The sequence below is a fragment of the Acinetobacter sp. YH12137 genome (assembly GCF_013418535.1).
In the GTDB taxonomy this organism is placed as follows: domain Bacteria; phylum Pseudomonadota; class Gammaproteobacteria; order Pseudomonadales; family Moraxellaceae; genus Acinetobacter.
Window position 1 is genome coordinate 1 of the sequence record NZ_VPBW01000057.1, and the last position, 10,548, is coordinate 10,548.

7 protein-coding genes and 2 pseudogenes are annotated in these 10,548 nt (G+C 38.1%); 5 read left to right on the forward strand and 4 right to left on the reverse strand.

Annotated features, from left to right (window positions below):
* Both FTU72_RS15465 and FTU72_RS15470 read left to right on the forward strand, forming a co-directional pair.
* Positions 1-132: pseudogene (locus FTU72_RS15465) on the forward strand (IS6 family transposase); the annotation flags it as partial.
* Positions 133-460: 328 nt separating this feature from the next.
* The gene (locus FTU72_RS15470) at positions 461-1,279 is read left to right on the forward strand and encodes an AraC family transcriptional regulator (RefSeq protein ID WP_032073151.1); all 819 of its coding nucleotides are present in this window, start codon (positions 461-463) and stop codon (positions 1,277-1,279) included.
* Between the two features lie 27 nt (positions 1,280-1,306).
* On the opposite strand, the gene FTU72_RS15475 is transcribed toward FTU72_RS15470, so the two are convergent.
* Positions 1,307-1,903 carry a LysE family translocator gene (locus FTU72_RS15475; protein ID WP_074163998.1) on the reverse strand — a complete coding sequence of 199 codons (597 nt, stop codon included), beginning with the start codon at positions 1,901-1,903 and terminating at the stop codon, positions 1,307-1,309.
* A 426-nt stretch (positions 1,904-2,329) separates the two neighbouring features.
* Here FTU72_RS15475 and FTU72_RS15480 point away from each other — a divergent pair, with 426 nt between their 5' ends.
* The 3 genes from FTU72_RS15480 (at position 2,330) to FTU72_RS15490 (ending at position 8,222) form a co-directional block, all read left to right on the forward strand.
* Entirely contained in the window at positions 2,330-3,493 is a 1,164-nt protein-coding gene (locus FTU72_RS15480) for an efflux RND transporter periplasmic adaptor subunit (protein WP_032073150.1), read from the forward strand.
* Entirely contained in the window at positions 3,490-6,594 is a 3,105-nt protein-coding gene (locus FTU72_RS15485) for a multidrug efflux RND transporter permease subunit (RefSeq protein ID WP_373684854.1), read from the forward strand. Before FTU72_RS15480 ends, FTU72_RS15485 begins: the two co-directional genes overlap by 4 nt.
* Before the next feature lie 113 nt (positions 6,595-6,707).
* On the forward strand, positions 6,708-8,222 hold the full coding sequence (locus tag FTU72_RS15490; RefSeq protein ID WP_032073148.1) for an MFS transporter: 1,515 nt from the start codon (positions 6,708-6,710) through the stop codon (positions 8,220-8,222).
* Between the two features lie 103 nt (positions 8,223-8,325).
* On the opposite strand, the gene adeS is transcribed toward FTU72_RS15490, so the two are convergent.
* The 3 genes and pseudogenes from adeS to FTU72_RS15505 form a co-directional block, all read right to left on the reverse strand.
* Positions 8,326-9,432: a two-component sensor histidine kinase AdeS gene (gene adeS, locus FTU72_RS15495; RefSeq protein WP_032073131.1), complete on the reverse strand. Its 1,107-nt coding sequence runs from the start codon at positions 9,430-9,432 to the stop codon at positions 8,326-8,328.
* A complete protein-coding gene (gene adeR / locus FTU72_RS15500) occupies positions 9,422-10,150 on the reverse strand; it encodes an efflux system response regulator transcription factor AdeR (protein WP_032073130.1) in 729 nt (242 codons plus the stop codon). The genes adeS and adeR overlap by 11 nt, the downstream gene beginning before the upstream one ends.
* A gap of 269 nt (positions 10,151-10,419) precedes the next feature.
* Positions 10,420-10,548, reverse strand: a pseudogene (locus FTU72_RS15505) (IS1 family transposase); the annotation flags it as partial.

Consider the following 10,548-nt stretch of genomic DNA (forward strand, 5'->3'; position numbering starts at 1 on the left):
ATGAAGACGGCTTACGCCACCATCAAAGGTATTGAGGTGATGCGTGCACTACGCAAAGGCCAGGCCTCAGCATTTTATTATGGTGATCCCCTGGGCGAAATGCGCCTGGTAAGCAGAGTTTTTGAAATGTAAGGCCTTTGAATAAGACAAAAGGCTGCCTCATCGCTAACTTTGCAACAGTGCCCCGATATTTACAAGTTAGTGAATAGCTTATTGGGATTAGCAACTAAATTTAGTTTAACTTATAAAAATCATGAAACACTGTTCGAATTTTAAGCGTGGAACATGAATAATCAATAAAAAGCCGCTCTGCTGGTGCCCTATATTTCAGAACGGCTTGCTTTAATATAATGATATTTAAAGAGAAATATCAAGCATTACGTATAACGTGTATTATGTTAATTTTAGGAAAAGTGAAAAATAATCTACAATAGAATCTACGAAAAATTGGCCATCAATTATGCCTGATTTCTCCAGTGGAAATAATTGGATTGTGAGATCCCCCACTCAAAATCATAAATTAGAAAGAATTGAAGCATTTCTTTCCAATTATGCTTATAAACCTCACCGACATGATACTTATGCTATTGGCAGGACTCTTTCCGGAGTTCAAAACTTTCATTACAAAGGTACATTGCAACATAGCTTGCCAGGCATGACTATGGTTCTACACCCGGATGAAAAGCATGATGGTGAATCAGGAACATTAGATGGCTATCGCTATAGAATGATTTACATCGAACCAGCGATGATCCAAACCATTTTAAAGGGTAAACCTTTGCCTTTTATCAGACATGGCTTAAGTAATGATATTCGCCTGTTTAGGGCAATGGATAGCTTTCTAAATAATATAAATAATTATATGGATACCCTAGAAGAGGAAGATGCTCTATTTGATTTGGCAACTACACTGTGTGAAATTTCAGATACTTCATCTAACCAAAACAAAAAATTTGACTACAAGGCAGCAGAGAGAGCGCGTGAGTGTATTTTGGCGTATCCACATGAAAACTTAAGTTTGTCAGATTTAGAGAAACATGCTGATCGTGACCGCTGGAGCCTTTCTCGTGATTTCCGATTATTATTTGGAACTAGCCCACACCGTTATATGATCATGCGTCGCTTAGAAACAGTTAAGTTCTACCTTGCTCAAGGGGAGTCTATTGTTAATGCTGCTTTAAATGCAGGCTTTTTTGATCAGAGTCATATGACCAGACATTTTATAAAAACATTTGGTTTAACTCCCACTCAATGGAAAATGATAAATATTAAAAGATAGCCGTTCGATTTGAACGGCTAATTTGTCCTACAGCAGATTTATTCCATTAAGAAAATCTTTGAACATAAAAAGCCCTGATAAAATCAAGAGTATACCCATCAGCTTATTTAGCCGATTAAACCAGATAGGATTAGCAATTTTGTTGCCTAATACTTTTCCAACCAGAGCATAGGTGAATGGTGCGCCAACAGCACCAAGTGAAATCAGTAAAGAAACTATCAAGATCATGATTCCTGTGATTTTGGCTGCAGGGTACATAATTGTCGTAACAGGTAGAATGACGAGAATGGCTTTTGGATTTAATAACTGAATAAATAAGCCATTTAAGAATGTTAGATGGCTTTCTTGCTGTTGAGTTGTTTCTACATTCGCCCTAATCATTTTTATAGCCAAGTAGAATGTATAAATTGCACCCGCTAAAGCAATATAATGAATCAATCCATGTGGAATAACAGCTTCACCTATATAGCCAAACAATACGAATAAGATCAACATGGCGAAACCAATGCCTAGGTAAAATCCTATAGTCTTTTTTAATTGACCTGTAAGGCCAGAATTTAGCCCCATAAAATTTACAGGGCCTGGGCTATACATAACGCTTAATGTATAAAGAAATATTTCCACAGAGTTCACTCAATTAGATAGCAATAAACATCAAAGAGAGAACGGTATCGAGTTATAGGCCTTAAAGATTGTACGTTTGTGCTGAACTAATTAAAAATTTCTATTTAACTTATGTTCACCTAAAGTTCACTTCATAAGTGTATAAAGAAACTATGTATTGTATTTTCAATTGCTTATATAAATATTAGTCTTGGTTTAGAATTTTAAAGTTCATGAACTATGAGAAAAAACTAAGATACGATCAAAATTGTAGAACAACAAAATTATTTATACTAATTTACAAGCCACGCTGTTTAAGCGTGTCATTAAAAAATAAATCTTTTAATCTCTCCACACAATCTCCACACAATCTCCACACAACATCAGCAATTCATAAACACTGCTATTTCAAAATAGTAGTATCTAAAACCCCCCCTCTGAAAAAGCATGTCAACACATTATCATTTAATAGGTTCAATACTTATTACAACTGTACTTTTAATCGGCTGTACACAAGCCAAAGATGCTGAACAGTCCCCAACAGAAATGCCACCAGCGGTTGTCAGTACCATCACGGTATTACCGCATTCCATGAATTTAATTGAAAATCTTCCAGGCCGTGTTGTCGCTTACCGTATTGCTGAAATTCGCCCGCAAGTAGGTGGAATTGTTGATAAAGTACTTTTTAAGCAAGGCTCTTATGTGCAAGCAGGTCAACCGCTTTTTAAATTGAATTCTGAAATATTTCAGGCAGATGTAAAAAGCAATCAAGCCACTTTAAACCGTGCACAAGCTGAGGTGACACGTTTGCAGGTGCTGTTAAAACGCTACACTGAATTAGTAAAAGTAAATGCGGTTAGTCAGCAGGAATACAACAATACCGAAGCAGATTATCAAAAAGCAAAAGCCGATGTGGCGCAAATGCAAGCCATGTTAAGCAGACAACAACTTAATCTTAAATATGCGACTGTTACAGCCCCTATCTCGGGAACGATTGGTGAAATCTTAGTGACTGAGGGTGCATTAGTTGGTCAAGGTGATACTAATGCAATGGCCGTAATACAACAGATTAATAAAGTCTATGTTGATGTAAAGCAATCAATTAGTGATTATGAAAAACTACAGGAAGCTTTACAGCAAGGTGACGTGTCAAATACCAAACATACGGTTGAAATCCTAAATAGTCAGGGTAAACCTTATAACGTTACAGGTGAAATCCTATTTTCGGATACTAAAGTTGATCCTGATACGGGTGATGTCACAATCCGTATTTTAGCCAATAATGAAAATCAAAAACTTTTGCCAGGCATGTATGTTCGAGTCAATATGAGCCGAGCTCAAGTTGAAAATGCGCTCCTAGTTCCAGAACAAGCGATTCAACATGATATTAGTGGTAAAGCCAATGTTACGATTGTTAATCAAAAAGGTTTAGCGCAAAGCAAGCCTGTTCAGCTTGGTCAACGTTATCAAAATAACTATGTGATCAAACAAGGGTTACAAGCAGGTGAGAAAGTCATTGTTGAAGGGGCTGATCGTATACAGCCTGAGCAAAAATTAAAAATTAAGCAGTGGCAACCTACAAATATTAAGGAAAATGGAGGACAGCAATAATGTCCCAATTTTTCATTAGGCGTCCTATTTTTGCATGGGTGATTGCTTTATTTATTATTCTGTTGGGTGTACTAAGCATCCCCAAGTTACCTATTGCACGATTCCCAAGTGTTGCGCCACCACAGATTAGTATTACGGCAATCTATCCAGGTGCTACGCCAAAAACATTGAATGATAGTGTTGTGACCTTGATTGAGCGGGAAATGTCAGGTGTCAAAAACTTACTTTATTACAGTTCAAGTTCAGATAGTTCTGGAACAGCAACAATCACCGCAACATTTAAACCAGGTACAGATGTAGAACTTGCACAAATTGATGTGCAAAACAAAATTAAAGCCATTGAGTCACGCTTACCTCAAACAGTGCGACAACAAGGGCTGATGGTCGATGCTGCGTCGTCTGGTTTTTTAATGATGGTGGGCTTAAGTTCACCGAATGGCAAATATAGTGAAATTGATGTCAGTGACTATATGACTCGCTATGTGATTGAAGAATTAAAGCGGGTTGACGGTGTTGGTAAAGTCCAAAATTTTGGTGCTGAAAAAGCCATGCGGATTTGGGTCGATCCAGATCGTTTGGTTTCTTATGGATTGAGTATTCAAGATGTGAATACAGCCATCCAAAACCAAAACTTGCCGATATCACCAGGTCGTATTGGTGATGTTCCTGCTTTGACGGGGCAACAAATTACTATTCCTTTAACTGCTCAAGGTCAATTAGAAACTGTAGAGCAATTCAAGAAAATTAGTTTACGTGCTCAACAAAATGGCGCCAATGTTCGACTGTCGGATGTCGCTCGTGTCGAAATCGGGGCACAGATGTATAACTTTGCGATTTTAGAAAATGGCAAAGCCTCTACAGCTGTGGCGATACAAATGAGTCCTGGTGCCAACGCTGTCAAGACTGCAGAAGGTGTTAAAGCGAAAATTGAACAGTTAGGTTCAGCACTGCCTGATGGTATGAAATTCTCTATACCTTACGACACTGCACCTTTTGTAAAAATCTCGATTGAAAAAGTAATCATGACATTGCTTGAAGCTATGGCATTAGTTTTTATTGTCATGTTTATCTTTTTACACAATGTTCGATACACCTTAATTCCGGCGATTGTTGCACCGATTGCATTGCTTGGCACATTCTCAGTCATGCTGCTTGCTGGTTTTTCGATTAATGTGCTGACCATGTTCGGTATGGTGCTTGCGATCGGGATTATTGTCGATGATGCGATTGTGGTCATTGAGAATGTTGAACGCATTATGGCGACAGAAGGCTTATCTCCAGTTGAAGCCACATCTAAAGCCATGAAGGAAATTACCAATCCGATTATTGGCATCACCTTAGTGTTAGCCGCTGTATTCTTGCCGATGGCATTGGCGTCAGGCTCAGTGGGGATTATCTATCGTCAGTTCACCATTACCATGTCGGTTTCAATTTTATTCTCAGCTTTCCTTGCACTGACATTAACCCCTGCGTTATGTGCAACGATGTTAAAACCGATTGATCAAGACCATCAGAAAAAGGGTGTTTTTGCATCGTTTGATCGCAGTTTTGAGAAGCTGAACAATCGCTATGAACGCAGTTTATTTAAAGTAATTAAACATAAAACCCTCGCAATGTTATGTTTCTTAGGCATTGTCATTGTGCTGATTTTTAGTTTTAAACACGTTCCGACTGCGTTTATGCCAGAAGAAGATCAGGGGTGGTTTATGACTTCGATTCAACTTCCTGCGGATGCAACTCAAGAACGTACCCGTAAAGTCGTTGCTGAGTTTCAAAATTATTTAGACCAAGAAACGGGGATTAAAGACAATATGGCGGTCTTAGGTTTTGGTTTTAGTGGATCTGGTCAGAATACAGCGATGTATTTTACCAATCTATTGCCATTCGAAGAGCGTACTATTACGGCACAAGAAGTCGTGAATAATGCCAATATAGCGATGGCTGAAAGTTCAGAAGGTCAAACCATGTCTGTGTTACCACCAGCAATTGATGAATTGGGTAACTCATCTGGTTTTTCACTGAGATTATTAGATCGTGGCAATATTGGCATGCCTGCTTTAAGAGAAGCACAAGATCAGCTTTTAGCATTAGCAGCACAAAGTAAAATCGTGGCGGAGGTCTATCCTGAAGGTTTGCCAGATGGCAGTTCTGTACAGCTTAAAATTGATAGAGATAAATTGCAGGCATTAGGTGTTAATTTCAGTGATGTGACCGATATTATTTCAACCTCAATGGGTTCGATGTATATCAATGATTTTCCAAATCATGACCGTATGCAGCAAGTCATTGTGCAACTTGATGCCAAATCACGCATGAGTATTGAAGATATTCTTCAGATTAAGGTGAACAGTCAAAGCGGTAAATTGGTTTCAATGTCTGAAATAATTACTCCAATTTGGCAACATTCCCCACAACAATACAATCGTTACAACGGTCGTCCATCATTGAGTATTTCTGGCAGTCCAGCAGCAGGTATATCTTCAGGACAAGCCATGACTGAGATGGAAAATTTGATTGAACAACTTCCGAAAGGTGTGGGTTATGAGTGGACTGGGATTTCTCTAGAAGAAAAACAGTCGGAATCACAAACCTTGTTTTTATTACTGTTGTCGATGTTAGTCGTTTTCCTTGTCTTGGCAGCGCTTTATGAAAGCTGGTCAATTCCATTCTCTGTGATGCTAGTTGTCCCTCTAGGGTTGATTGGCGCCTTTTTAGCAGTAATGTTACGTGGTATGCCAAATGATATTTTCTTTAAGGTCGGCATGATCACGATTATTGGTCTATCTGCAAAGAATGCTATTTTGATTGTTGAGTTTGCAAAAGCACTAAGAGAAGAAGGAATGGGTTTAGTGGAGGCAACCGTTGCAGCCGCTAAATTGCGCTTACGTCCAATCCTAATGACATCTTTGGCATTTACCTGTGGCGTTATTCCTTTAGTCATTGCCAGTGGCGCTAGTTCTGAAACTCAAAAAGCGATTGGTACAGGCGTCTTTGGCGGCATGATCAGCGCAACAATTCTAGCTGTTATTTTTGTACCGATTTTCTTTATTGTCGTCTTGAGCATGGTTGAGAAATTCTCGAAACGTAAAGCGGCACATTAAGCATCAAAACTGAGAATAAAAGCTGTGGGTTAACGAGTTTAGCCCACAACAAATCTTTCATTTACATCTTTATTTCAGAATTGATTTAATAAACCATCAATATAGGTTTAATCATGAAAGCTACCAATCTTGATCCGAAACGCTGGTGGATATTGCTCGCTGTCGTGCTTGCATTTCTGCCGATTGTGATTGATATGACTGTACTGCATGTTGCGGTTCCCTCATTAACCCAATCGCTGAGTGCCACAAGTAACCAAGTCTTATGGATTATTGATATTTATCCATTACTTATGGCTGGACTTTTAGTTCCGATGGGAACTTTGGCTGATCGTGTCGGCAATCGTAAGATTCTGCTGATTGGCTTGGTTATATTTGGAATTGCCTCAGTCCTTGCGGCATTTTCCCAAACGGCTTCTATGCTGATTGCCGCACGTGCTTTATTAGCATTAGGCGGTGCCATGATTATGCCCTGTGTATTGGGTATTATTCGCAGAACCTTCGAAGACAGTCGCGAACGTGCCATTGCGCTGGGTATTTGGGGCACAATCGGATCAGCCGGTGCCGCCATTGGACCGCTCATTGGTGGGGGATTGTTAGAATATTTCTGGTGGGGTTCAGTTTTCCTGATTAACGTCCCAATCATGCTGGTTGTCGCACCAATGTGCTATTTCTTATTGTCCCGAAAAGAAGCTATAACCCCTGGACATTGGGCATTTGGTCAAGCGCTATTGCTGATTGTCGGTTTGATTTCGTTTGTATATGCACTAAAAGCAGGCTTAGGCGGTAAACAGTCGTTGTTGATTGTCTTGCCTTTGGTCGTTTTATCTATCGGCTTATTAACCATATTTGTACGCAAACAGCTGAATTCTCCTCAGCCGATGCTAGATCTTTCGCTATTTTCACGTCCTGCTATTTTAGCCGGCATTATTATGGCAATGGTTGCTGCAGGCGCTTTGGCAGGGGTTGAGTTAACTTTGGCAATGGAGCTGCAATATGTCATTCGTTTAACACCGCTGCAAGCCGGTCTTTTTATGGTTCCGATTATGGTTGCGGCCGCTATTGGCGGGCCTATTGCTGGTTTTTTATCCAATAAATTTGGACTCCGTCTGGTTGCGACCATGTCATTAATATTGGCAGCAATTGCGTTGGTCAGTTTGAGTTATTCAGATTTTCATCATCCGGGAATCATCGTTCCCTTTATTTTAGCTTCGATTGGATTAACACTGAGTATTGGTTTAACAGCTTCATCCATTGCGATCATGGGCTCAGTACCTGCAGAAAAGGGCGGTGCGGCAGGTTCACTTGAAAGTACAGGTTATGAACTGGGTACAGGACTAGGTATTACTTTATTTGGTGTTTTCATGGCCTATATATTTGGCAGTCATCTTCAAGTGCCGTCAGATTTAACTGCTGTTTTAGCAGAAAAAGCCAGACTTTCGATTGGTGATACCTATTTAGTGGCGAGCCAGTTACCCGTTGAACAAGGTACAGCATTGATTAACGCAGGTAAAATTGCCTTCAGTTCAGCTCATGTTAATTTATTATTAACAGCAGGGATTATCATCGGGATACTCTCCATTGTGGTATTTTTTATGCTAGCTAAATATCGAGATGAGAATTCATTGTGATGAAATTTATTTGAGGATCATCAAACAGAATGGTTAAGTTCAGACATCAATTTATCTTAAATTTATGGTTTAAATTAAGCCGTATTAATCTGAACTTAACACATTATAAATGAGTTGATGTCTTACGATTTAGTTGAATAGTAAAACAGCTGCCACCTAAGTTTTTGGATTTAGAATAATAAATATGACCTTGGTGTGCTTCAATAATTGCATCAATCACTGCCAAGCCTAATCCAGTACCGCCATCTAGACATGATCTAGAGTCTTCCAGTCGATAGAAGGGTTTGAACAGGTGTTTAAGATGCGATTCATCAATACCAGGACCTTCATCTTCAAACGTCAATACCCAATGTTCTGCTGTGGTTACAGATGTAATATTTATTTTTCCAGCATTCGAATATCTTAGAAAGTTAGAGAACAATGCAATAAAGACCTGTTCCATCCTTCTTATATCAACGCAAACCAATTTATCCGTCAAATTTAAAACAATAGTTAAACCTTTAACATGAAACCGTTCATTAAACATCTGCAGACATTTTTCAATACTATTTTTTAAATTGGTCTTTTCTAGTTCTAATCGTAATTGTTTATTTTCAATAAGTGTCAGTGTCCGTAAATCTTCCACAAGGTAAGATAAGCCTTCGACTTGGTTCAATAAGCTTAGGTGTAAAGCTTTATCGGCAATAAATATACCATCGACAATACCTTGCAAGCGACCTTGTAATATTGTCACAGGTGTTCGTAATTCATGTGCAATTGCAGCATTCCAAACAGTTGAATTCTTAACTGATACTTCAAGTTGGTTTGCCATTTCATTGAAGTTCTCAATAAGAGACTTGATTTCATGTGGAATATCATGATGTGGCTGTTTAATTCTGAGTGCTAAATTGCCTTGTTGAATTTGTTGAATAACATCTGCTAAATCACTAATTGGCTGTGTATAGCGTTTTCCATATTTAAAGGCGAGGATAGTAGAAAGAAAAAAGCCTGTTAATAGCACTAAAAACAGCCAGATAAAGTCAACGGAGGTAACTGAAAATTCATTTGAATTAATAACTTGTGTATTTAGAAAACCTATTTTTATCGCCCAGCTATAAACAAAATAGCCAATCATGAAAGATAACAGCGTAATGCCTAAATTGAATAGGCTCATCATGATAATAAACTGGAAGTTAATTCCAACAGAATTTTTAAAAAAGTTAAATTTCATGATTTTGATCTAAGCGATACCCCACGCCACGGACATTGATTAATAAGCCATTTACATCATTTTCTTCAAGTTTTTTGCGTAATTTGCTGATATGGCTATCTACAGTGCGATCTAAAGCATCACTTTCAGGCATACAGTTTTGGATCAATTCATTACGTGTAAAGACTTTATTCGGTGTTTTTGCCATCAAAAACAGTATCTTATACTCAGTTAACGTAAGGTTGAGCAACTGATTTCTTTGACCATTTGAAATGTAAACTTGATGATGATCTGGATTAATTTCAATATTTCTATAACGAATAATATTAGTTATTTCCATATTTTGGCTTGTACTTCGTCTAAGTACGGCTTGTATTCGTGCAATCACTTCGTTTGGGTTAAATGGCTTAATAATAAAGTCATCAGCACCCATTTTTAGCCCCATGATCTTATTCACTTGATCATCTAAGGCAGTCAGCATAATGACAGGTAAATGACTTGTTTGACGGATGATTTGTAGAATTTCCCAGCCATTTAGTTTGGGTAATTTAATATCAAGGAGAATCAGGTCGATAGAGTTGGCTTTTAGGCACTCTAAAGCTTGTTGTCCATCCAATGCACGGATGACCTGCATGTTTTCATTTTTTATGTATTTTTCAAGAATGTCACCAATATCATAATCATCTTCTACAACGAGAATGACGCTGTTTTCGAAGCTGTGCTGTAGATTTGGATACATATATTTTATCTTAGATGAAGTAGCTATGCATTTTAACATTTAATTGTGTAATGGAGATGATTAGACGAGCAGTCATTTATATTTGTAATTGAGGGGTGACATATAATAAAATTCGTTGCATATCAGTATTAATGAACAAAATGTCAATTATCATTCATTTAACATAATGGCTGTTATACGAAACGAGAGTGTTAGAACCCATTTAAAGTGTCTATATTCTCACCAATAAAAATGTCCGGTTTCTCCGAGGTAAAATATGACTTTTGAACAAAAATAAGCCATTGTTTATTCTTTTTATTTCCAACAAAATTCCAGAACTCATCTACTTCGAGAGATTCATAATGACTTTGCTGAGGCTGAATTTCATAGGTTGATTCAGTTAAAGTACGTAAAACTTT